General features: G+C 68.0%; 20 protein-coding genes and 1 other RNA gene. 11 read left to right on the top strand and 10 right to left on the bottom strand.

Translation table 11 applies throughout. The features are described 5' to 3' along the window. Positions 1–115: 115 nt before the first annotated feature. Positions 116–1,036 (bottom strand): NAD(+) diphosphatase, encoded by a 921-nt coding sequence (nudC, locus tag ABIB58_RS13140; RefSeq protein ID WP_354041377.1) that lies wholly within the window; start codon positions 1,034–1,036, stop codon positions 116–118. A 47-nt stretch (positions 1,037–1,083) separates the two neighbouring features. Between nudC and ffs the strand changes: the two genes are divergently transcribed. Together ffs and ABIB58_RS13130 are read left to right on the top strand one after the other, a co-directional pair. Continuing rightward, an RNA gene (gene ffs / locus ABIB58_RS13135) (signal recognition particle sRNA small type) lies at positions 1,084–1,179 on the top strand. A gap of 309 nt (positions 1,180–1,488) precedes the next feature. Beyond that, on the top strand, positions 1,489–3,321 hold the full coding sequence (locus tag ABIB58_RS13130) for a DNA polymerase III subunit gamma/tau (protein WP_354041375.1): 1,833 nt from the start codon (positions 1,489–1,491) through the stop codon (positions 3,319–3,321). 9 nt (positions 3,322–3,330) lie between these two features. On the opposite strand, the gene ABIB58_RS13125 is transcribed toward ABIB58_RS13130, so the two are convergent. After that, positions 3,331–3,885, bottom strand: coding sequence for an ActR/PrrA/RegA family redox response regulator transcription factor (locus ABIB58_RS13125; protein WP_045809566.1), 555 nt, complete (start codon positions 3,883–3,885; stop codon positions 3,331–3,333). Between the two features lie 89 nt (positions 3,886–3,974). Continuing rightward, positions 3,975–5,429 (bottom strand): ActS/PrrB/RegB family redox-sensitive histidine kinase, encoded by a 1,455-nt coding sequence (locus ABIB58_RS13120; RefSeq protein WP_231576538.1) that lies wholly within the window; start codon positions 5,427–5,429, stop codon positions 3,975–3,977. 44 nt (positions 5,430–5,473) lie between these two features. Here ABIB58_RS13120 and ABIB58_RS13115 point away from each other — a divergent pair, with 44 nt between their 5' ends. From ABIB58_RS13115 to ABIB58_RS13105, 3 genes are all read left to right on the top strand, one after another. Next, on the top strand, positions 5,474–6,097 hold the full coding sequence (locus tag ABIB58_RS13115; RefSeq protein WP_354041372.1) for an SCO family protein: 624 nt from the start codon (positions 5,474–5,476) through the stop codon (positions 6,095–6,097). Between the two features lie 80 nt (positions 6,098–6,177). Further along, positions 6,178–7,458: a polyhydroxyalkanoate depolymerase gene (locus ABIB58_RS13110; RefSeq protein WP_354041395.1), complete on the top strand. Its 1,281-nt coding sequence runs from the start codon at positions 6,178–6,180 to the stop codon at positions 7,456–7,458. Beyond that, complete coding sequence (locus tag ABIB58_RS13105) at positions 7,424–8,146, top strand: M48 family metallopeptidase (RefSeq protein ID WP_354041370.1); 723 nt, start codon at positions 7,424–7,426, stop codon at positions 8,144–8,146. The genes ABIB58_RS13110 and ABIB58_RS13105 overlap by 35 nt, the downstream gene beginning before the upstream one ends. A gap of 49 nt (positions 8,147–8,195) precedes the next feature. Here the strand turns inward: ABIB58_RS13105 and ABIB58_RS13100 are convergent, their stop codons facing one another. From ABIB58_RS13100 to ABIB58_RS13090, 3 genes are all read right to left on the bottom strand, one after another. Further along, entirely contained in the window at positions 8,196–10,289 is a 2,094-nt protein-coding gene (locus ABIB58_RS13100) for a transglycosylase domain-containing protein (RefSeq protein WP_354041368.1), read from the bottom strand. A 106-nt stretch (positions 10,290–10,395) separates the two neighbouring features. Further along, positions 10,396–11,019 (bottom strand): class I SAM-dependent methyltransferase, encoded by a 624-nt coding sequence (locus ABIB58_RS13095; RefSeq protein WP_354041366.1) that lies wholly within the window; start codon positions 11,017–11,019, stop codon positions 10,396–10,398. 5 nt (positions 11,020–11,024) lie between these two features. Beyond that, on the bottom strand, positions 11,025–12,008 hold the full coding sequence (locus ABIB58_RS13090) for an alpha/beta fold hydrolase (protein WP_354041364.1): 984 nt from the start codon (positions 12,006–12,008) through the stop codon (positions 11,025–11,027). A gap of 108 nt (positions 12,009–12,116) precedes the next feature. On the opposite strand from ABIB58_RS13090, the gene ABIB58_RS13085 reads away from it, so the two are divergent. Then, positions 12,117–13,247, top strand: a complete 1,131-nt coding sequence (locus ABIB58_RS13085; protein WP_354041362.1) for an aromatic ring-hydroxylating oxygenase subunit alpha — start codon at positions 12,117–12,119, stop codon at positions 13,245–13,247. A gap of 46 nt (positions 13,248–13,293) precedes the next feature. On the opposite strand, the gene ABIB58_RS13080 is transcribed toward ABIB58_RS13085, so the two are convergent. Continuing rightward, entirely contained in the window at positions 13,294–14,310 is a 1,017-nt protein-coding gene (locus ABIB58_RS13080; RefSeq protein ID WP_354041360.1) for an adenosine kinase, read from the bottom strand. Between the two features lie 92 nt (positions 14,311–14,402). Between ABIB58_RS13080 and ABIB58_RS13075 the strand changes: the two genes are divergently transcribed. Then, a complete protein-coding gene (locus ABIB58_RS13075) occupies positions 14,403–15,275 on the top strand; it encodes an ATP-grasp domain-containing protein (RefSeq protein WP_354041358.1) in 873 nt (290 codons plus the stop codon). A 39-nt stretch (positions 15,276–15,314) separates the two neighbouring features. On the opposite strand, the gene ABIB58_RS13070 is transcribed toward ABIB58_RS13075, so the two are convergent. Continuing rightward, positions 15,315–16,832 carry a methyl-accepting chemotaxis protein gene (locus ABIB58_RS13070; protein ID WP_354041356.1) on the bottom strand — a complete coding sequence of 506 codons (1,518 nt, stop codon included), beginning with the start codon at positions 16,830–16,832 and terminating at the stop codon, positions 15,315–15,317. Between the two features lie 234 nt (positions 16,833–17,066). Here ABIB58_RS13070 and ABIB58_RS13065 point away from each other — a divergent pair, with 234 nt between their 5' ends. Further along, the gene (locus ABIB58_RS13065) at positions 17,067–17,492 is read left to right on the top strand and encodes a MarR family winged helix-turn-helix transcriptional regulator (protein WP_354041354.1); all 426 of its coding nucleotides are present in this window, start codon (positions 17,067–17,069) and stop codon (positions 17,490–17,492) included. Here the strand turns inward: ABIB58_RS13065 and nth are convergent. After that, the gene (gene nth / locus ABIB58_RS13060; RefSeq protein ID WP_354041352.1) at positions 17,489–18,235 is read right to left on the bottom strand and encodes an endonuclease III; all 747 of its coding nucleotides are present in this window, start codon (positions 18,233–18,235) and stop codon (positions 17,489–17,491) included. The genes ABIB58_RS13065 and nth overlap by 4 nt on opposite strands. Next, positions 18,232–19,548 carry a flavin monoamine oxidase family protein gene (locus ABIB58_RS13055; RefSeq protein ID WP_045809553.1) on the bottom strand — a complete coding sequence of 439 codons (1,317 nt, stop codon included), beginning with the start codon at positions 19,546–19,548 and terminating at the stop codon, positions 18,232–18,234. The genes nth and ABIB58_RS13055 overlap by 4 nt, the downstream gene beginning before the upstream one ends. A gap of 121 nt (positions 19,549–19,669) precedes the next feature. Between ABIB58_RS13055 and ABIB58_RS13050 the strand changes: the two genes are divergently transcribed. From ABIB58_RS13050 to ABIB58_RS13040, 3 genes are read left to right on the top strand one after another with little or no spacing between them, the layout of a single operon-like run. Next, the gene (locus tag ABIB58_RS13050; protein WP_354041349.1) at positions 19,670–20,755 is read left to right on the top strand and encodes an HlyD family secretion protein; all 1,086 of its coding nucleotides are present in this window, start codon (positions 19,670–19,672) and stop codon (positions 20,753–20,755) included. Continuing rightward, on the top strand, positions 20,752–22,362 hold the full coding sequence (locus ABIB58_RS13045; protein WP_502909761.1) for a DHA2 family efflux MFS transporter permease subunit: 1,611 nt from the start codon (positions 20,752–20,754) through the stop codon (positions 22,360–22,362). Before ABIB58_RS13050 ends, ABIB58_RS13045 begins: the two co-directional genes overlap by 4 nt. Next, positions 22,362–22,979, top strand: coding sequence for a TetR/AcrR family transcriptional regulator (locus ABIB58_RS13040; RefSeq protein ID WP_354041347.1), 618 nt, complete (start codon positions 22,362–22,364; stop codon positions 22,977–22,979). The genes ABIB58_RS13045 and ABIB58_RS13040 overlap by 1 nt, the downstream gene beginning before the upstream one ends. The last annotated feature ends 10 nt before the right edge of the window (positions 22,980–22,989 follow it).

The following is a 22,989-nucleotide window of genomic DNA, read 5'->3' as shown; positions in this document are numbered from 1 at the left end:
CAGACGGTCGGTGCGAAGCCGTAAACCCCTGAAACGACGCCGATTCGTTCTCTGGGTTAGGATGGAAAGTCATTGAATGCTCTCCCTCCCCGTTGCGGGAAGGGAGAGGCAGTCGTCAGGCCTCCTCGACCCAGGCCTGGATCAGGCTGTGGGCGATGGCGAAGGGCGGCGGGGCCTGAATGCTCGGATGCTCGCCCGCCAGCACGGCGCGCGCCTCGGCCCGCGTCAGCCAGGCGACGGCTTCCAGCTCGGTCTGGTCCGGTTGCGCCTGATCATCCGACACCTCCGCGATCAGGCCGATCATCAGTTGCGACGGAAAGGGCCAGGGCTGGCTGGAGTGATAGGCCGTGGCGATCACGGTCAGGCCGGCCTCCTCCTTCACCTCTCGGGCGCAGGCCTCCTCGATAGATTCACCCGGTTCCAGGAACCCGGCCAGGGCCGACATCCGTCCGGCAGGCCAGGCCGCCTGGCGTCCCAGCAGGCAGATGGGCTCGGCCCCGCCCTTATAGACCGGCAGCATGATGGTGACCGGATCGACGCGCGGGAAATGCTCGGTCCCGCAGGCCGGACAGACCCGCTTCCAGCCGCCCGACGCCGTCTCGCCCAGCGTGCCGCAGTTGGCGCAGAAACCGTGTTTGCGTCGCCAGTCGAACAGGCTCTTGGCGCCGCCGGCCATGGCCGCATCCGCCGCCGGCAGGCTCGCCGCCGCCGCACGCATCTCCTGAAAGGCGCCCAGCCCGGCCAGCGGCCCGTCGGTCGGATCGATGGAGCCTTCGAACTCGATGGCGAAGACGGGTTCGTCGTTCCACAGGCCCAAAAACGCCTCGCGGTCCCGCACCAAGGTGCGCGCATGACGCATCTGCAGCCATGCCAGCCTCGGCCCCTCGCCCGTCTCCTCGATCAGCGGCCGCCCTTCCCAGAGCGCCAGGGCCTGGGCGTAGGGTTTGGCGGCCTGCTCGGCCAGCCAGTCGGGATCATTCCTCAGGTCGCCGGCCCGATCGAGCGGATTGCCGGCGAAGGTGTTCTGATGGGCCATGCGGGTTTGTAGCTCTTGATTCCGGCGTCCGCACCCGTCATATCTCCGCTTGGAGATCGCGGGCGAAGGCTTCGCCAATCTGGTCAGGGCCGGAAGGCAGCAGCCACAACGAATTCCCCTTCGGGTCGCGGTCTCTACTTCCTCACATCTTTAGTGCGCTATCGCTCGCCGCGCGGCGGCTCGCTGCTTGAGCGCGTCTGGTGCGCTAACGCTCGCAACGCGGTTGCGCGCTGCTTGAGCGCATTGGTGCGTCTGTCTCCTCCCTGCGCAGCGGGGAGGGGGACCGCGAAGCGGTGGAGGGGCTCTTGACGTCCCACAGACAGCGATGATGCGGCAAGAGCCCCTCCGTCACGGCGCGAAGACGCGCCGCGCCACCTCCCCGCAAAGCAGGGAGGAGACGAGGGCCGAGAATCGCTTCTTCCCGCCCGTCACCCGCTGTAAGACTTCCTCCCATGACGGACAGCGATACGAATCTCGACGGCCCGCCCTGGGAAGAGGATGACGTCGCCCCGCGCGACGAGAACACCGACGACATGTTCGGCGGGCCCGCCGCGGCGACGCCTGAGCCTGTCGTCGCGCCTGCTCCCGCTCCCGTCGAAGTCGAAGCTCACGCCGATGACGGCGCCGCCTATCAGGTGCTGGCGCGCAAATACCGGCCGCGCACCTTCGAGGATCTGATCGGGCAGGAGGCGATGGTGCGCACCCTGACCAACGCCTTCGCCACGGGCCGCATCGCCCACGCCTTCATGCTGACGGGCGTGCGCGGCGTCGGCAAGACGACCACCGCCCGCCTTCTGGCCCGCGCCCTGAACAACGGGACCGACGTCATCGACAAGCCGTCGCTGACCCTGAGCGCCCACGGCCGGCACGACGCCGCCATCATGGCCGGCCAGCACATGGATGTGATGGAGATGGACGCGGCGTCGCACACCGGCGTCAACGACATCCGCGACATTCTGGAAAGCGTCCGCTATGCGCCCGTCGAGGCGCGCTACAAGGTCTATGTGCTGGACGAGGTCCACATGCTGTCGACGCAGGCGTTCAACGCCCTGCTGAAGACGCTGGAAGAGCCGCCGCCCCACGCCAAATTCATCTTCGCCACCACCGAAATCCGCAAGGTGCCGGTGACGATCCTGAGCCGTTGCCAGCGCTTCGACCTGCGTCGGGTCGAGCCGGAAATCCTGGTCGAGCATCTGGGCCGGATCGCCGACCGAGAAGGCATGAAGATCGAGACCGACGCCCTGGCTCTGATCTCGCGCGCGGCCGAGGGGTCGGTGCGCGACGGCCTGTCGCTGCTGGATCAGGCCCTGGTGCAGGCCGAGCGGGGCGAGACGGTCAAGACCGAGACGGTGCGCGACATGCTGGGTCTGGCCGACCGGACCCAGACCATCGCCCTGTTCGAAAGCGTCATGGCCGGCCGTACGCCCGAGGCGCTGGAGAGTTTCCGCACCCTATATGGCTTCGGCGCCGATCCGGTGCAGGTGACCAACGACCTGTTGGAACATTGCCACGCCGCCTCGGTCGCCAAGATGCTGGGCCCGAACGCGACCCGCCTGCCCAATGATCAGGCGCAGAAGCTGGCGGCCCTGGGCGCGGCCATTCCGGCGGCGACATTGTCGCGCACCTGGCAGATGCTGCTGAAGGCGCTGGACGAGGTGCGGCGCGCGCCCAATCCGGCCGATGCGGTGGAAATGACCATCGTGCGCCTAGCCTACGCCGCCGACCTGCCGGGACCGGAGGAGGCGCTGAAGCGGCTGCAGTCCGGCGAACTTATCGGCGGCGGCTCGGCCCCGCGTGGCGGCGGCGGAGGCGGCGGCGGAGGAACCTCGGCGCAACTGGCCGCTCGCCCGGTGATGGCGCCCGCCCTGCCCGATCCTCAGACTTTCGAACAGGTCGTCGCCCTGATCGGCGAGAAGCGCGAGGTCGGGCTTCAGATGGATGTCGAGCGGTATGTGAAGCCGGTCTCGTTCAAGCCCGGCGCCATCGTTTATGAAAGCGTCCAGGGCGCGCCCATCGAACTGGCGCGCAAGCTGTCGGCCCGCCTGCGCGAATGGACCGGCCGCACCTGGCTGATCGCCGCCAACGGCCAGGGCGGGGCCGAGACGGTCATTGAGATCCAGAAAAAGGCCCGCGCCGCCGAACGGGCCGAGGTCGAGGCCAATCCCTTCGTCCAGGCGGTGCTCCAGGCCTTCCCCGGCGCCAAGCTGGGCGAGATCAAGACCATCGCCCCGACCGTGGTCACTCCTGAAATCCCCGACGTGGTCGAGGACGACGACGAGGATTGAGGGTTCGGCCTACCGCGGCGCGCGCTTGGCCAGGATGCGTTGCAGGGTGCGGCGGTGCATGCCCAGGCGGCGCGCCGTCTCCGAGACATTGTGGTCGCAAAGCTCATAGACGCGCTGGATATGTTCCCAGCGCACGCGGTCGGCGCTCATCGGGTTTTCGGGCGGTTCGGGCGAATCGCCGGTGGCGAGCAGGGCCTTGACCACGTCGTCGGCGTCGGCAGGCTTGGACAGATAGTCGACGGCGCCGGCCTTGACCGCCACGACCGCCGTGGCGATGGCGCCGTAGCCGGTCACCATGACGATGCGGGCGTCCTCGCGCTTCTCGCGCACCGCCTCGACGATCTTCAGGCCGTTGCCGTCCTCAAGCCGCATGTCCAGCACGGCGAAGGCCGGCGCCTTGTCGCGCAGCAGCTGCATCGCCTCGGCGACGGATTCGGCGGTCGTCACCTGAAAGCCGCGCGCCTCCAGCGCCCGCCCCATGCGGGTGCGCAGGGCCTGGTCGTCATCCAGCAGCAGCAGGGTTTTGTCGGGCAGGGCGGCGATGCGGGCTTCGAGTTCTGACATGCGTTTCTCTCTCCTGCCGCTTCAAGTCGGGACGGGTAGCGCGCGGGTCAAGGCCAAGGTTCCACCTGCGACGCTTCGACCCAATCCGCTTATGCCGCGACCTCCAAGGCGGGCCGCGCCCAGCGCACCGCCACGCGTGCGCCGCGCAGTGAACCCTTGGCGTCCGACTGCGGCAGGCCCTGGCCCACGCTGACCGACCCGCCGGTCCGTTCCAGCAGGGTGCGGGCGATAAAGAAGCCCAGCCCCATGCCGCCCTGGCTGGGGGCGATGGGCGGCTCGACCGTTGCGCGCGGTTTGGACGGACGGGCCGCGGCGGCGATCTGGGCGGCCAAGGCTTGGCGCGCCTTGCCCTGAGGCCGGCTGGTCACATAGGGCTCGCCCAGCCGGGGCAGAATGTCGCCTGCGAAGCCCGGCCCATCGTCCAGAATCTCGATCTCGATCCAGCCGGCGTCCACCACCGCCTGGACCCGCACGGTCGTCTTGGCGAAATCGGCGGCGTTCTCGACCAGGGTGGACAGGCCGTGGATCACCTCGGGCATCCGGCGCACGCGCGGCGCGGGCTGACCCGGCGGCGTCTTGACCAGAACGTCAAAGGCTAGGTCGAAGCCCCGGTGCGGCTCCACCACCTCTTCCAGCAAGGCCTTCAGAGAGACGTCGGCATAGAGGGCGTCGTCGCCCTCGGGCTGCTGCGACAATTGGGTCAGGATGCCCCGGCACCGTTCGGCCTGTTGCAGGATCAGGGCCGCATCCTCGGCCGCGTCGCTGTCGGGGGCCGAGGCGCGCTGAAGCTCTTTCGCCACCACCTGAATGGTCGCCAGCGGCGTGCCAAGCTCATGCGCCGCCGCCGCCGCCAGTCCGCCCAGCGCCGCCAGCCTCTGTTCGCGTTGCAGCACGTCCTGGGTGGTCGCCAGGGCCAGTTCCAGCTTCTCCGCATCGGCCGCCACCCGCCAGGCGTAGCCGGCGGTGAAGACCACGCCGGTCACCAAAGCCATAGCCATGCCGAGGCGATACAGGGTCGGCAGGTGGAAGTTCTCGTGTGGTCGCCACGGCAGAGGCTCGGACCAGAAGAACAGCACCCCGACCGCGATCAGGGCCAGCACGCCCAGCATCAGGGCCTGACGCGCCGGCAGGGCCGCCGCCGCGATGGTGACGGGCGCGACCAGCAGCAGGCAGAACGGGTTCTCCAGCCCGCCGGTCAGACCCAGCAGCACGCCCAGCTGGAAAATGTCGAAGCCCAGGTGGATCGCCGTCGTGCGCCCGTCCGGCAGGCTGGCCTCCAGCCGGCGCACCCGCGCCATGGCCCCCACATTCACAGCCGCGCTGATGGCGATCACGATCAGGCAGGGCCAGAGCGGCAAGGGAAAATGCAGCCCCTGATGCGCCGTCAGGATCGCCGCGCTCTGGCCGATGATCGTCAGCCAGCGCAGAACGATCAGGGTCCGCAGCGAAAACCCCCGACCGCGACGCGGCGCGTCGCCCCAGCCGTTCAACGGCTCCGAAGAGGATACGCCGTGCGGCGCCATGCGGGCTTCTGTCGAGGTCACACGCCTTCTATAGACCGATCACATCCGTTTCGTGAGAGGCCGTCATGCCGCGTCGTTCCATCCTGCTGTTCGCGGGCGCCTGCATCGCCATCGCCGTGGCGCTGGCCATCATCACCGTCGTGGTGGTCAGCGGTCGTGCGCCCACGTCGGACGGCGCCGAGGTGACGTCGACCGGTCAGCCTCTCGTCGGCGGCGACTTCCAACTGGTCAATCAGGATGGACAACCCGTCGATCAGACGATTCTGAACGGCAAATGGAGCCTGGTCTTCTTCGGCTTCACCTATTGCCCCGAGTTCTGCCCGACCACCCTCGCTGAGCTGGGCGCGGTGCAGCAGCGGCTGGGCGACAAGGCGGACAATCTGCAGATCGTCTTCGTCAGCATCGACCCTGAACGCGACACGCCCCAGGCGCTGAAGGACTATCTGTCGTCAGACGGCTTTCCCAAAGGGACCATCGGCCTGACGGGCACGCCCGAACAGGTGGCGACGGCCGCCAAGGCCTATCGCGCCTTCTACCAGAAGGTCGGCGAGGGCGAGGGCTATACGATGAACCACTCCCTGACCGTCTATCTGATGAGCCCGGACGGAAAATTCCGCACCGCCGTCGCCTATGGAATGGGTCCGGACAAGACGACCAGGATCATCGAACAGGCGATGGCGCGGGGTTAGCGGCGATCCCATAATCCTTTTGCAGGGTGATGCATTATATGTTGCCCTGCACAAACGGCGCTCGGCCGTATCGGATCGTCATGCTCTACGCCTTTCATGAACTCGCCTACCAGTCGGCCCTGCCGTTCCGTGTCGGCGCGCAACTGGCCCGCAGCTTCTGGACCTCGCCGTTCAACCCGGCGGCCGACACCGCCATCGGCCGCACGGCCTACGCCTCGGCCGAACTGTTCGAGAGCGTGACGCGGCGCTACGGCAAGCCGGCCTGGAAGCTGGAAACCATCGACATCGGCGGCAAGCCGGTGCGCACCACCGAACAGGTGATCTGGCAGAGCCCGTGGTGCCGCCTGGTTCGCTTCGCCCGCAACATCGGCGATCTGAAGCGCGCCAAGAAGCCCGCCTCCGGCCCGGCCGTCCTGATCGTGGCCCCGCTGTCGGGCCATTACGCCACCCTGCTGCGCGGCACGGTCGAGGCCTTCCTTCAGGACCACGATGTCTATGTCACCGACTGGGTCAACGCCCGCCAGGTGCCGATGCTGGAAGGTCGGTTCGACTTCTTCGACTACATCGACCACGTCCGGCTGATGCTGGCCGAGATCGGCGGCCGCGCGCACGTCGTCGGCGTGTGCCAGCCTGGCCCGCCCGTTCTGGCCGCCGGCGCGATCATGGCCGAGGACGAGGACGAAAACCGCCCCCTGTCGATGACCTTCATGGGGTCGCCCATCGACGCGCGCCTGTCGCCGACCGTGACGAACCAGCTGGCCGAGGAAAAGCCCTTCACCTGGTTCAAGTCGAACATGATCCACACGGTGCCCCTGCCCTATGCGGGCTTCGGGCGGCGCGTCTATCCGGGCTTCGTCCAGCTCTACAGCTTCATGTCGATGAACGAGGATCGCCACCGCGACGCCCACTGGAACTATTTCACCAGCCTGATCGCCGGCGACGGCGACGAGGTCGAAAAGCACGAGGAATTCTACGACGAATATCTGTCGGTGCTGGACCTGACCGAAGAGTTCTACCTCCAGACCATCGACATCGTCTTCCAGCAGCATCTCTTGGCGCGGGGCCTTTTGGAGCATCGCGGGCGCAGGGTCGATCTGTCCAGGATCACCGACATCGGCCTGATGACCGTGGAGGGCGAGAAGGACGACATCTCCGGCGTCGGCCAGACCCAGGCCGCGCACGGCCTGTGCCCCAATATCCCCGAGGATCGCCGCGTCCTCTACGTCCAGCCGGGCGTGGGCCATTACGGCGTGTTCAACGGCCGTCGATTCCGTGACGAGATCTATCCCCGCGTGCGCGATTTCATCGCCCAGAACGAGGCCGCCGGTGGCGTACCGCAACGGTCAGCGGCTGCCGCTTGACGAAAGCGGGGCCGGCGCGGGTCCCGTTCTAAGACTGTCGGTCAATCCGCGCGCCCGGCGTCTGTCGGTGCGGATCGACGCGCGCGCCGGCGAGGCCGTGGTCATCGCCCCGACCGAGCGCGGCCTGAGCCAGGCCGTCGCCTTCGCCCGATCCAAGGCCGTCTGGATCAGCGAACGCCTGGCCGTCCGCCCCAAGAGCCGCCCGCTGGAACCGGGCCAGGTCATCTCCCTGCGCGGCAAGCCTGTGCGGCTTGAGGCGGCGCCCGGCGCGGGCGCCGCACGCCTGGTTGAGGACGGGACGATCATCCGCTCGGGCGGGGAGGGCGAGGCCTACGCCCGCCGCGTCGAGAACCTGCTGAAGCGCGAGGCGCGCGATACGCTTCTGGAACGCACCGACCACCATCTGCGCGCACTTGGCCAGGGCCCGGTCAAGATGGGCATCGCCGACACCCGGTCGCGCTGGGGCTCGTGCAGCCCGCACAACCGCACCATCCGCTACTCCTGGCGCGTCATCATGGCCCCGCCCCCGGTCATCGACTACCTCGCCGCCCACGAGGTCGCCCACCTGGTCCACGCCGACCACAGCCCGGCCTATTGGTCCGTGGTCGAACGCCTGGTCGGGGATCACAAGCCCTGGCGCAAATGGCTGAAAGACTACGGCGCCGCGCTGCACGCCGTGGGGCGCTAGCTGACGACAGTCTCCTCCCCATCGCTGCGCGACAGGGAGGAGACTGTCGTCAGAAGAACAGGGCGTCGCCCTTTCGCTCCGGCGCCGGACGGCCTTCGGGCTGCTGCGGGTTCGGCGCATTGCGATAGCCGCCCTTGGGGGACGCCGGGCTGGACGGCTGCGGCGACTGCGGCTGCATCGGCGCCTGGTCGTCCGGGACATAGGGTTCGCCCGCCAGAGGATCGACGGGTTCGATGGGCAGGCCGTTCTGGTCCAGACCGCTCATGAGATCGCCGACCGGATCGGGCGCGACCCAGCCCTCGGGCATCGGCGGTCCGTTGGGGATGGCGGGGGCGTCCAGGCGCGGCAAGGCCGCCTCCATGAAGCCCTTCCAGATGGCGGCGGGCGACGAGCCGCCGGTCACGCCGCGCATGGCGGTGTTGTCGTCCTTGCCCACCCAGACGGCGGTGACGAAGCCGCCGGTATAGCCGACGAACCAGGCGTCCTTGTAATCCGAGGTCGTGCCGGTCTTGCCCGCCAGGTCGCGGCCCGAGATCGCCGCCGACCGGCCCGAGCCGCTGGTCACCACGCCGCGCAGCATCTGGTTCATGTAGTACAGCGACGGATTGTTGATCGCCTGACCGCTCTGGCCCGACTGGCGCTGATAGATGACGCGGCCCTGGGGGGTGCGGATGCGGCTGATGCCATAGGCGTCGACGCGGCGCCCGCCGTTGGCGAAGGCGTCATAGGCTGTGGCCATCTCGATCGGCGAGACCTCGACCGCGCCCAGCGCCATCGCCGGCTCCAGACCGATGCGGCTTTCGATGCCCAGACGCCGCGCGGCGCGGGCCACGCTGTCGCGCCCGACCTGATCGGCGACATAGGCCGCCACCGTATTGGTCGACTGGGCCACGGCCTGGGCCAGGGTCATGTTGCCGCTGAAGGTGCCGGAATAGTTGCGGGGCGACCAGTTGCCGATGGTGATCGGCTGATCGACCACCGGGGTCTGGGGCGTATAGCCGGCCTCGACCGCCGCCAGATAGACGAAAGGTTTGAAGGCCGAACCCGCCTGGCGCCTGGCGTCGACGGCGCGGTTGAACTGGCTGTCGGCATAGGAGGAGCCGCCGATCATGGCGCGCACCCGGCCGTCGCCGTCCAGCGCGACCAAAGCCGCCTGCTGCACGCCCTTGCCGGCGTCGCGGTCCAGGATGCGGCGCACCGACCGCTCGGCCGCCGTCTGCAGCGTCAGGTCCAGCGTGGTCTCGACCACCATGTCCTCGGTCGGTTCGCCGACCAGGCTGCGGATCGACTTGTCCAGCCAGTCGATGAAATACTGGGCGTGCTGGGTCGCCAGGGTGCGCGAGACGATGACCGGCTGGGTCACGGCCTGTTCGCGCTGGGCGGCGGTGATGACGCCGGCCTCTTCCATCTCGTTCAGCACGACGGTGGCGCGGGCGGCGGCGCGCTCGCTCTCGGACACCGGCGAATAGCGCGAGGGCGCCTTCAGCAGACCGGCCAGCAGCGCGGCCTCTCCGACCGTCAGATTCTTGGCCGACTTGTCGAAATAGCGTTGCGACGCCGCCTCGATCCCATAGGCGCCGGCGCCGAAATAGACCCGGTTCAGATACAGGGCCAAGATCTCCTTCTTGGAGAATTTCATCTCCAGCCAGACGGCCAGCATCAGCTCCTGCACCTTGCGGCGCATGTTCTGGTCGGGCGTCAGGAACAGGTTCTTGGCCAGCTGCTGCGTCAGGGTCGAGCCGCCCTGCACCACCCGCCCGGCGCGGACGTTGGTCGCCATCGCCCGCATCATGCCGATGGGGTCGAAACCGGGGTGGTGATAGAAGCGCCGGTCCTCGATCGCGATGAAGGCGGCCGGCACATAGTCCGGCAGAGCGTCCAGATCGGCGGGCGGCGCCATCTGGGTGCCTCGCGTCGCGATCAGCGCCCCATTGCGATCCAGATAGGTGATCGAGGGCTGGCGATCGACCTGATACAGGCTGGAGGTGTCCGGCAGGCCGCGCGCGAAGACGGCGAAGAAGACGACCAGGAAGATCAGCCCCCAGACGGCCAGCACGGCGCTCCAATAGAACAACCGTCCCAGGGCCGACCGGCGGGGCTTGCCCTGCGCCTGTGGTCCGCCCGCATTCACCGGTCCCGCCATGTCCGTCCTTCAGATGCCGCCTTGGGCGAGTTTTCGTTCATCGGCTGTGTATCGCGTATGAACGCCCGCCGAAACGGTCCCGCCGACTTCACGGGATCGTGAGCGGCTATTTCGCCGAAAGAAAGGCGCGCCGGGCCAGCCACACGCCGGTTTCCGCCCCATCGTATTCGACGCGCAATCCGGCGTCAGCCAGCAGGGCGCGATAGGCCTCTGGGTCCAGACTGGCGTGATAGAGCGGCTCGCCCCGCCACTGTCCGATGGTCTCGCCGTGCGCCTGGCCAGAGGTGAACATCAGCCGCCCGCCCTCGGCGACGCACGCGGCCAGCTTCGGCAGCACCCTGCTCTGATCATCTGGGCTGAGATGAAACAGACTGTGCCAAGCCAGAACGCCGTCGAACGGACCCGGCGGAAGGGCATCGCGCATATCCGCCACGGACCACACGCCCGTCGGCAGCGTCGCCTGAGCATGGGCGATCAGGCCCGGCGACGCATCCATGCCCGTCACCTGATGTCCCAGCTCCAGCAGGGCGGCCCCTATGGGCCAGCCCGAACCGCAGCCGGCGTCCAGAATAGATGCGCCTGCAGGCAGGCCGGCGACAAACCGATCCAGCCATATCGCTTCGTCCACCCCGCCGTCGCCGGAATACAGGGTCGCGCCCCGATCCCGGACCCAGTCGTCGGCCTTGTTCCGATAAAGGCCGACGATCCGTTTCGCGGACGGATGGGTCACGGCGCCTATTTCGCCACGAAGGCGTCCAGGTCGGCGTAGAAGGCCTGGGGCTGGTCAAACATGATGAAGTGAGCGCTGTCGTCGATCCGTTTCAGCGTCACGCCCGGCAGGCCGGCATAGGACATCTGATAGATGCTGTCGGTGATCTGGGGCGTCATGCGCGGATCGTTGAACTTGGCGTACACCACCTCGGTCGGGACGGTGATCCTGGACAGTTCGGGACGCAGGTCCGTCGTGATCAGCTCGCGGAAGGCGGCGGCCGAGACCTTCTGGTCGCTATCGCGCATGTCTTTCAATGCTTCGGCGCGGCGGCTTTCGGTGTTGATCATGCCGTTGATGCTGGCGGTCGCCTGGGCGACATAGGCCTCGCGCGGGCTGTTGGCTTGGGCGGCCCAGATCTGGTCCGCAACCGGGGTCACGCTTTCGGCCGAGGCGCCCGGCGCGGCGAACATCGCGCCCATGAAGGGGATCATGTCCACGACCATCAGCTTGCCGACCGCATCGGGATGGCGCGCGGCCAGCATCATGCCGATGGTCCCGCCCATCGAATGGCCGACGACGACGGGCTTGGTCAGGCCCTTGTCGCGGATGTAGCGGGCGATCTCTTCCGCCACCGGCGCGGCGACCGGCGAAGGGGTTGCGCCCTGCGCATTGCCCTCGGCCGGCGCGCCGGCGAAGCCCTGCACATGAATGCGGTGCACGCGCCAACCCACGCCGTCCTGCGCCGTCAGATGATCCACCGTCCCCTGCCAGACCTCGGGCGACGAGCTGAGACCGGGGATCAGGATGATGTCGCGTCCATCCATGTCGCCATCGACGCGGACATGGATGCGGTCAGACTGGAAATCGGCATGCTGGTGGCCGTGGGCGTGACCCGCCTCCGCGTGGGCGCCATGCCCGTCCTGCGCCAGGGCGGCGGGTGCGACACACAGCAGGGCGGCGGCCGCTGCGGCGCCGACGGCGCGGTTCAGAATGGATACGATGGTCATGATCAAACTCCCCTTTGACGCCCGCTTATGACGCACCAACTTTGATATGTAAAGTTCTCTGTCAGGTGACATGAGACAGGCGGCGCGCGGCTCTGTTAGACAGTCGGTATGAAGCTCGCCGACGCCGCTCCCGTCCAGTCCCCTCAGGTCGAACCCGCCCCTTCAAAAGCCGGCGCGCAGCCGTTCGGCAAGAGGTTCGTCACCGACGCCTGGTATTTCGTCGCCCTGGGCCGCGACGTCGCCCCGGCCAGCCTGAAACGCTACGAGATCATGGGCGAGCCGGTGCTGATCGGCCGCACCCGCGCCGGCCAGATCTATGCGATGCGCGACATCTGTCCCCACCGCGCCGCGCCCCTGTCGGCCGGCAAGCTGGTCGAAAAGCCCGGCGAGGGCGAGACGGTCGAATGCCCCTACCACGGCTGGCGCTTCCGCCCCGACGGCGTCTGCGCCGCCATTCCTTCGCTGGTCGAGGATCAGGCGTTCGAGGCGAACCGCATCCGCGTACGGTCCTATCCGGTGCGCGAAAGCCAGGGCCTCGTCTTTATCTGGATGGCGTCGGACACCCGCAATCCAATGGAGCCGGACCATGAGCCGCCGGTCTTCCCCGGCGTGGTCGGCGGCGAGGCCAAGCTGGTCGAGGCGATGGATTTCGACAGCCATATCGACCACGCGGTCGTCGGCCTGATGGACCCCGCCCACGGTCCCTACGTCCACCAGCAATGGTGGTGGCGGTCCGAGCATTCGATGCACGAAAAGTCCAAGGCCTTCGCCCCGACCGCGTTCGGCTGGGCCATGGTGCGGCATGCGCCCTCGTCGAACAGCCGCCTCTATAAAATCCTTGGCGGCGCGCCCGCGACCGAGATCACCTTCCGCCTGCCGGGCTTCCGCTGGGAGCATATTCAGGTGGGTGAAAAACAGGTCCTGGCCCTGACCTGCCTGACGCCGATCACCGACACCAAGACGCGTATCACCCAGATCTTCTGGTCCGACCACTGGGTGTTCGGCCTGGCCAAGCCCTTCCTGCGCATGGGGATGGTCGCCTTCCTGAAACAGGACGGCGGCATGGTGAACCTGCAGAACGAGGGCCTGCGCTACGACCCCGCCCTGATCTGGATCGACGACGCCGACAAACAGGCCAAATGGTATCAGCAGCTGAAGCGTGAATGGGCCAGGAGCCGCGCCGAGGATCGGCCGTTCGTCAACCCGATCCAGCCTGTGACGCTGAGGTGGAAAAGCTGAAGACGAACGCCTCCTCCCCACATCGTGGGGAGGAGACATCGGGTTATTACAGCTTCAGCCCGTGCTCGGAAGCCAGATCGACCAGCTTCATCATCGGGCGCGGGCCCCAGTGGGCGATGACTTCGGAGGCGGCCAGAGAGCCCAGCTTGCCGGCCTCTTCCAGCGTCAGGCCGCGCGCGAGGCCCAGCAGGAAGCCGGCGGCGTACTGGTCGCCGGCGCCGGTGGTGTCGATGACCTTGGCGACCGGATAGGCGGCGACCACGACGCGCTCGTCGCCCTTGATCACGACCGAGCCGTGCTCGCCGCGCGTGACGGCGGCGATCTCGACGATGGCGGCCAGTTTCGCGGCCGCGGCGTCGAAGTCTTCGGTTTCGAACAGCGCGCCCAGTTCGGCCTCATTGGCCAGGACGATGTCGGCGGACTGGGTGATGAAGTCCAGCAGTTCGGCGCGCCAGCGGGCGACCACGAAGGTGTCCGACAGGGTGATGGCCACCTTGCGGCCCGCCTTGTGCGCGGCGGCGGCGGCGCGTTCGAAGGCGGCGCGGGCAGGCGCAGGATCGAACAGATAGCCTTCCAGATAGACGATCTCGCTGGAGGCGATCAGGGCCTCGTCGATGTCGTCGGCATACAGCTGGTTCGCGGCGCCCAGGAAGGTCGCCATGGTGCGCGCCCCGTCCGACAGGACGTTGATCAGGCAACGGCCGGTGCCGAACCCCTGATCCGCCCCGCCCGTCAGGACCGGGGTGTCGAAGTGGACACCGGCAGCGCGGATGTCGTGGGTGAAGACCTGGCCGAGGGTGTCGTCCGCGACCTTGCCGATATAGGCCGCGCGGCCGCCGAACGAGCCGACGCCCGCCACGGTGTTGCCGGCCGATCCGCCCGAAGCCTCCACGCCCGGCGCCATGGCGTCGTACAGGGCGGCGCTGCGTTCGGCGTCGACCAGTTGCATGGAGTTGGGCGCCAGGTCCTGGGCCGTCAGGAAGGCGGCGTCGCAGGGGCTGAGGACGTCGACGATGGCGTTGCCGACGGCGCAGACATCATATTGGGCGGTGTTCTGGGTCATGGTCGCGCCTTAGCCGGTCAATGCCCGCACGTCACCCGAAATCACATAAGGAAGCCCTTATATGCTTCGCGTCGCTTCGTTATGAGGACTGCATGACCCAGATCGCCGTCCTGACCCCCGATCCTGCCGACAAGACCTATGTCGGGCGTTGGCCCGAGGTGCTGGAACGGTTGAAGGCGACGCTGGAGAGCACGGGCGCGACGGTCACGGCCACGCCCTGGAGCGATCATGTCGAGGACGCGTCGGGCCTCAAGGCCTATGACCTGATCCTGCCGGTCATCGCCTGGGGCTATCATCGCGATCATGGGCGCTGGCTGAAGGCTTGCGCGACGTGGAGCGAGGCCGGTCTGGCGGTCGCCAATCCCGCCGAGGTGCTGCGCTGGAATTCGGATAAGGCCTATCTGGCGCGGCTGGCGGACAAGGGCGTGCCGATCCCGCCCACGCGCTGGACCGATTGCGTGACTCAGGATCAGGTGGACGCCGCCTTGGCCGAAACGGGCGCACCGGTGCTGATCGTCAAACCCACGGTGTCGGCCGGGGCGTTTCGCACCCTGCGCCTGACGCCGGGCGAGGTGTTGGACGACGCGCCCGAGGGCGCGGCGATGCTCCAGCCCTATCTGAAGTCGATCGAGACCGAGGGCGAGACCTCTCTTCTGTTCTTCGGCGGCCGGTTCAGCCATGCGGTTAACAAGCGCCCGGCGGCCGGCGACTTCCGCATCCAGATGCAGTTCGGCGGCCTGTATAGGGCCGTGACGCCGGACGCGGCGGCGATGGCCTTGGCCGAGCAGGTCCTGGCCGCCATCGACGAACCGCTGCTCTACGCTCGCATCGATATGGCCCGCGACGACGACGGCCAATGGGTGCTGATGGAGGCCGAACTGATCGAGCCGGACTTCTACCTGGACCACGACCCTGCGAACGGCGCCGGCTTCGCCGAGGCCGTCAAGGCGCGACTGAAGACCTAGGCCGCCTCGTGCTGAAGCGCGCCCGAACCGGGCCTGAGCTCAGAACTCTTCCCAGTCCGACTGAACGACGGCCACAGCGGCCCGCCCGCCCCCGCCGGCCGCCATGCGAGCGCGCGCAGGCGCGGCGTGGGCGCGGGCGAAGCTTTCGACGCGCGCCTTCATCTGCTGGACGGGGGCTGCGTGGATCGGCGTCGGGGCCGTTGCGACCTGGCTGGTCTCGAAGCGGCCGACCAGTTCGGCCAGTTCGGCGGCCTCGCGGCTCAGGCTCAGGCTGGCGGCGGTTGATTGCTCGACCATGGCCGCGTTCTGCTGGGTGACCTGATCCATCTGGTTCACGGCGGTGTTGACCTCGGCCAGACCCACCGCCTGTTCCTGGGTCGAGGCGCGGATCTCGCTCATCAGGGTGGTGATCTCCTCGATGCGGCCGGCGATACCGGTCAGGGCCTCGCCCGACTGCCGCACCAGAACCACCCCGTCCTTGACCTGGGTGGAGCTGGCCGAGATCAGCGTCTTGATCTCCCTGGCCGAGTCCGCCGAACGCTGCGCCAAAGCCCGCACTTCGGAGGCCACGACGGCGAAGCCGCGACCAGCCTCGCCCGCACGGGCCGCCTCGACCCCGGCGTTCAGCGCCAGGAGGTTGGTCTGGAAGGCGATCTCGTCGATCACGCCGATGATCTGGCTGATCTCGTTGGACGAGCGTTCGATCTCGCCCATGGCCGCGACGGCCTTCTGGACGACCACGCCGCCGGCCTCGGCCTGGGTTCGGCCCTGGATGACGACGGCGTCCGCCGCCTGGGCGTTCTCGGCCGTCTTGCGCACGGTGGCGGTGATCTGGTCCAGCGCGGCGGCCGTCTCTTCCAGACTTGCGGCCTGCTGCTCGGTGCGACGCGACAGATCTTCGGCGGCGCTGCCGATCTCCTGTGCGCCCGACTGCATCGACCCGGCGTTGACGCCGATGACCCCGACCGCCTCGTCCAGCGCCGCCATGGCCTGGTTGAAGTTGTCGCGCAGCACGGCGTAGTCGCCGGGGAAATCGTCCTGGATACGATAGGACAGATCGCCGGCGGCCATGGCCGACAGGCCCCTGGCCGTACCCTCGACGACGGCGGCCTGGACCTGGGCGGCCTGATGGTCCGCCTCGGCCCGGCGTTCGCGCTCTTCCTCGACGGCGGTCACGTCCATGGCGAACTTGACCACCTTGTAGGGGCGTCCGTCGCTGTCCAGAATTGGATTGTAGCTGGCCTCGATCACCACCCGCTGGCCGCTCTTGCCGTAGCGCACGAACTTGTCCGCCACGAACTCGCCGGCGTTCAGCTTTCGCCACAACTCGGCATAGGCCGGCGCCTGCGCCTCGGCCGGATCGACGAACATCCTGTGATGGCGGCCGACGATGTCGGCCAGCTCATACCCCAATACCGAAAGGAAGTTGGGATTGGCCTCCCGAACAGTCCCATCCAGATCGAACTGGATCACCGCCTGGGAACGACTGACCGCAGCCATCATACTGCGCAGCTCGTTGAGCGTCTTGTCGTCTCGGGTGTTGGCGAAAAGGCGCAATGCAAAAATCTTTCGTGCTAAGATGAACGTTAATGCCACATCAACACTTTAAATCAGGTGTCGGCATGGTTAGCGCGCTAAAGGCTCAACCTGGGGGAGAATATTCCTCTACGATCTAGCTTTAGCCGCTTTAAAGCCGCCACGCCGCCCACTGGTTCCATGAGGTCGTATTTGTCGCCACGTCCGCATCTGCTGTCGTCAGATCAGCGCAGCACTCTTCAGTTGGACGTCGCCATGACGCTGATGGTGACGGCCAAGCGATGGAAGTTGCGCGTTGCAGACCTGTTTCGGGAGTCCGGCCACACGGGCGCGCCGACCGTGGTGCTTTATTTCCTGGCGGACGAGCCCAAGGGCCTGACGCTTTCAGAGTTGGCGAACAGGATGGAGTTGTCCGGCGCATCGTTGACCCGTCTGGTGCAAAGACTCGAGAAGGACGGGATGGTCAGCCGGCGCCGCATGATCGGAGATGGCCGGTCATGGCTGATTAAGATGGAGCCGGCCGGGCGCGCCGAAATGGAGGCGTTTGAGCTCCATGCCGCAGCCATGCGCGAGAGAATGTTCGAAGGTGTGTCGGACGAGGATATGGCTGCCGCACTTCGCGTGCTGAAGGCCTTGGCCGAGAAACTGACCCACGGCCCCGACGCCGCTCCGGGGATCTAGCCCGCCGCCTCGCCCAGCGCCATCAGGCCCGCCCGCGACGGGCACAGGTCGGCGATGATGCAGGACAGGCATTTGGGTTTGCGCGCCGTGCAGGTGTAGCGGCCGTGCAGGATCAGCCAGTGGTGCGCTTTGGGCAGCCAGTCCTCCGGCACGACCTTGAACAGCTGGGCCTCGACCTTGTCCGGCGTTCCCGCATTGGCCAAGCCCAGCCGATGCGAGACGCGAAAGACGTGGGTGTCGACGGCGATGGCCGCCTCGATCCCCAGTTCGTTCAATACCACCGAGGCCGTCTTCCGCCCCACGCCGGGCAGAGCCTGAAGATCGGCGCGGTTCAGCGGGACCTCGCCCCCATGCTGGTCCAGCACGATGCGGCTCAGCGCGATGACATTCTTCGCCTTGCCGCGATAAAGGCCGATGGAGGCGATGTATGGGATCAGCCCCTCCTCGCCCAGGGCAAGCATCTTCTCCGGCGTGTCCGCGACCTTGAACAGCCGCTCGGTCGCCTTGTTGACCGACACGTCCGTCGCCTGGGCCGACAGGGCGACGGCGACGACCAGGGTGAAGGGATTGCAGAAATCCAGCTCGGTCTTGGGCTCGGGCATGACGCCGGACAGGCGTTCGAAGATCGCCTCGACACGGTCTTCGTCGGGCGGCCAGCGCAGCATGGGTATGGCCGCCCCGGTCATCACGGCCGGGCGTTTGGCAGGCTTGGCGGCGGGCTTTCTGGCCTTGGCGGGCTTCATGCCTCGCTGTCGTCCTCGGGGCGGCGCGGGTCAAGACCCAGGCCCTTGAGCGCTTGGGCGGTCAGGGCGGCGTCGGCGGCGCGCTCGCCCTCCATCCAGGCGCCGTGGGCCGTGCCGTAATAGACCGGCGCGGTCGCCTCGCCGGCCAGGAAAATGCGGTCCTCGACCGACGTGCGCAGCTTCGCCCGATCCGCCGCATGGCCCGGCAAGGCATGGGAATAGGCCCCGCGCGACCAGGGATCGACGCCCCATCCGCTGATCGCGACCGCCTCCAAGCGCCGGCGCATGTCCGACCCCAGAGCCGCGACCAGTTCGGACACGGCGAAGTCGAACAGGGCGGCCGGCCCCTGCGCCTCCAGCCCCCAGGCGAGGTCGGCCCCGAAATAGGCCTCGATCATCGGCCGCCCGAACGGCCGCAGGTGATAGCCGCCGGTCTCGGCCGTATCGGTGCGGGTCCACAGCTGGGTGTCGGGCTGGAAATCGCCGGCGCCGCGCACCGTCATATGCACCTTGGACGCCAGGCCCAGCGGCACGCCCGCCGTCGCCTCGAGCAGGGCCGGAACCGGCGGATCGATGCGGATCGCCTCGCCGGCGATCAGGCTGTTGGGCACCGTCAGGATGACGATCCGCGCCGTCAGTTCACCGCGATTGGTTTCCAGCCGCAGCACCGGTCCCGAACGGTCGATGCGGCTGACGGCGCAGTCCGTGACCGTGATGGACGAAACAGCCTCGCCCAGCCGGGCGATCAGCCGGCCATAGCCCTCGCGCACCCGCCAGTTCACGCCGGTGTCGCCATAGGCGTCATAATCCAGGCTGGACACCTCGGCGAACCGCGCGCCGTTCAAGGCGCCCGAGATGGCGTCCATGTGCGGGTTCCAGCGACTGTCGGGATCGAAGAAGTCCGACGCCGGGCGATCCTCACCTAGCGACGCCGCCTCGCTCACCCGCTGGTCGAAGGCGGCGAAGGCCTCGCCGAACGCGGCCTGATCCGCGCGGGTCATTTCGTGGTCGAAGGCCTGAGTGCGCCAGGGCGGCGGGGTCTGATCCAGCGTCAGCCCCTCGGACTCGACCCGTCCGGCCAGCACATTGTCGTCGGCCGAATGCAGCCAGCCGCACCCCATGTCCAAGCCTTCGCCCTCGGCCCGAACCGTCCAGGCGCGCCCCCCGATCCGGTCGCGGGCCTCCAGCACCAGAACCGACAGGCCGGGCCGCAACAGACGGCGCGCGGCGGCGATGCCGGCGGCGCCTGCGCCGATCACCACGACATCGACCCGGGACGGCAGCGGCTGGGAGGCGGAGATGCGGGCGTTCATGGGGTCAGGACATACACGAAAACCGGTCGTGATCGGCGCCGTTCCGGTCGCCTATTGATTTTTGGACGGCGCGGTCCATTTTAGCGCCGCTTCAAAACGCCGCACCTCCCCCGGATATTCCATGTCGCCTGAACTCAAGAAACGCCTGCCGCTGTTTGCGGCCGCCCTCGTCGGCCTGGCCCTGATCGTGGGCGGCATCGTCTGGTGGGTGAACGGCCAGCGTTGGGAAAGCACCGACAACGCCTTCGTCCAGGCCGACACCACCCTGGTCAGCCCCCAACTGTCCGGCCGGGTCACCGAGGTTCTGGTGGGCGACAACCAGCGGGTCGCGGCGGGCCAGATCCTGGTCAAGCTGGACGATTCCGACCAGAAGGCTCAGCTCGCTCAGGCCGAGGCCAATCTGGCCGCCGCCATCGCCGCCGTCGGCCATGTCGACGCCCAGGCCGAGCAGGAACAGGCCACCATCGCCGCCCGCGCCGCCTCGGTCGCCCAGGCCAACGCCCAGGCCGGCCTGGCCCGCGCCGAGGTCGATCGTTACGGCAAGCTGGCCGAACAGGGCTGGGTCTCGCAGCAGCGCATCCAGACCGAGCGCGCCTCGGCCGCCACCGCCGCCGCCAGCGTGCAGCAGGCCCAGGCCGCCCTGGTCGCCGAACAACGCACCGCCGGCGTGCTGAGCTCGACCCGTCAGCAGAGCGTCGCCGCCGTCGAACAGGCCCGCGCCGTGGTCGAACAGGCCCGTATCGCGCTGGAGCGCACCGTCATCCGCGCCCCGGTCGCCGGCGTCGTCGGCGCCCGCAGCGTGCGGCCCGGCCAGTATGTCAACGCCGGCACGCAACTGCTGTCGGTCGTGCCCCTGACCAACACCTACATCGTCGCCAACTTCAAGGAGACGCAGCTGGACAAGGTGCGCCTGGGCCAGACGGTCGAGATTTCGGCCGACGCCTTCCCCGGCCGCAAGATCGAGGGCCGCGTGGACAGCTTCGCCCCCGCCACCGGGTCCGAATTCGCCCTGCTCCCGGTCGAGAACGCCACGGGCAACTTCACCAAGATCACCCAGCGCGTGCCCGTCCGCATCGTCGTCAGCGGCGCAGACCGCAGCCTGGCCCTGCGTCCCGGCCTGTCGGTGGACGTCAAGATCGACTTAAAGAGCCAGGGCGGCCAGAGCTTCGCCGAAGCCGCCACGACGACCGGAGCCGCAGGCCAGTGACCGCCGCCAACCCCGCCGCAGATGGCGGGGCCCCTGTCGCGCAAAAGGGTCCCGTCGCCGGCCATCCCGAGATCAACTGGACCATGCTGTTGCTGGGCTTCGCCGGCATGGTGGTGGGCCAGTTCATGGCCATTCTGGACATCCAGATCGTCGCCGCCTCCCTGCCCCAGATCCAGGCGGGGGTCGGCGCCTCGGCCGACGAGATCAGCTGGATCCAGACCGCCTATCTGATCCCCGAGGTGGTGATGATCCCCCTATCGGGCTTCCTGTCGCGGCTGTGGGGGACGCAGCGGCTGTTTCTGGTCTCCTGCGCCGGCTTCGTGCTGATGAGCGTCGCCACGGGCCTTTCGTCGTCGATCGACATGATGATCCTGTTTAGGGCCATCCAGGGTTTCGTGGGCGGGGCCATGATCCCGACCGTCTTCGCCGTCGCCTTCACCGCCTTTCCGCCCGACAAGCGCGTCACCGCCAGCGTCGTCATGGGCCTGATCGTCACCCTGGCGCCGACCGTCGGACCCACGCTGGGCGGGCACCTGACGGAGTGGCTGAGCTGGCGCTGGCTGTTCTTCATCAACGTCGGGCCGGGCCTGCTGGTGCTGTTTCTGGTCGGGCGCTACGGCAACTTCGACAAGGGTGATCCGTCGCTGGCCAAGGGCTTCGACTGGTGGGGCCTGGGTCTGATGGCCGCCTTTCTGATGTCGATGCAGTTCGTGCTGGAAGAAGGCGCCAAGAACGACTGGTTCGACGACACTCACATCCTGCTTTTGACCATCGTGGCGGCGGTCGCCGGACCGATCTTCATCTGGCGGTCCCTGACCTATCGCCAGCCGATCGTGGAGTTGCGCGCCTTTGGCAATCGCAACTTCCTGGTCGGGTTCATCATGACCTTCATCGTCGGGTTCGCCCTGTTCGGCGGCACCTTCCTGCTGCCGCTCTTCCTGGGCCGTGTGCTGGGCTATTCGTCGTCAGAGGTCGGCACCACCATGGTCGTATCGGGCCTGGCCATGTTCGCCACCGGCCCGTTCGCCGGACGACTGGTGCGCAAGCTGGATGCGCGGGTGCTGATGTTCGGCGGCTTCATGCTGTGCGCCTGGGGCATGTGGGAGGCGCGCGTCGTCACCGACGACTGGGGCTTCTGGAACTTCGCCTCGGTCCAGGCCTTCCGCGGCGTCGGCGTGATGCTGGCCATGATCGCGTCGCAGCAGGTGACGATGGCGACCCTGCCGCCGCACATGGTCAAGAACGCCTCGGGACTGGTGAACCTGTCGCGCAACGTCGGCGGCGCCTTCGGCCTGGCGATCCTGAACACCAGCCTGACGTCCAACACCGCCCTGCACATGAGCGAACTGACCAGCGCCATCGGTCAGGGCGACCAGGCGATGCGCAACATGATGGCCGGCATGGCCCAGCGGTTCTCCGGCTCCATCGACCCGGCCGCCTCGGCGATGAAGGCCATCTATGGGATGTTGCAGAAACAGGCGACGACGATGGCGTTCGGCGACGCCTTCGCCCTGCTGGCCATCCTGTGCGCGGGCGCGGCCTTCGTCACCCTGGCCGCCCAGCCGGTGAAGGCCCAGGCCGGCGCCCCGCCCTCGGACGTCCACTGATGGCGCGCCGTCTCGGACAGGTCGATGAACGCAAGAGCGAGGCGATCCTGGACGCCGCCGCGACCCTGTTCGCCGACAAGGGGTTGCAGGCCAAGATGGACGAGATCGCCAAACTGGCCGGCGTCTCCAAACAGACGGTCTACAACCGCTTCGCCTCCAAACTGGAGATCGCCCAGGCCCTGGCGTCAAAGCGGGTCGAGGACATCGTCGCCCCCCTGCGCGGCGCCGGCGATCCGCAGACGGTGCTGGAGGCCCTGGCCCTGACGCTGCTGAACCGGGTGTGCAGCGGCGACAAGGTCGGCTCGATGCGCGGGGTCGCCCTGGTGTCGGTCGAGGCGCCTGACATCGCCCACGCTATCTACGAAGCCGGCCCGCGTCGCAGCCTGCGCGAACTGGCCGCCTGGCTGGCGGAACAGACGCGGCTGGGCCGGATGAGCGTCGCCGACCCGGGAGAGGCGGCCGAGATGTTCGCCGGCCTTGTGCTGGGCCACGGCCATCTGCGCGCCATGCTGGACGTGCCGCAGCTGGAGGCCGAGAAACGCCAAGGCCGCGCCAGAGAGGCCGCGCGTATCTTCATGGCCGCCCATCCGCCCGCCACGGCCGCCAAGACTTCCTGAGCCCGGCGCG

Origin of the sequence: Brevundimonas sp. UYEF29, from assembly GCF_040546195.1 — a bacterium.
GTDB lineage: Bacteria > Pseudomonadota > Alphaproteobacteria > Caulobacterales > Caulobacteraceae > Brevundimonas > Brevundimonas huaxiensis.
The sequence above is the reverse complement of the archived record's forward strand: the minus strand, read 5'-3'. Positions and strand labels throughout refer to the sequence as shown.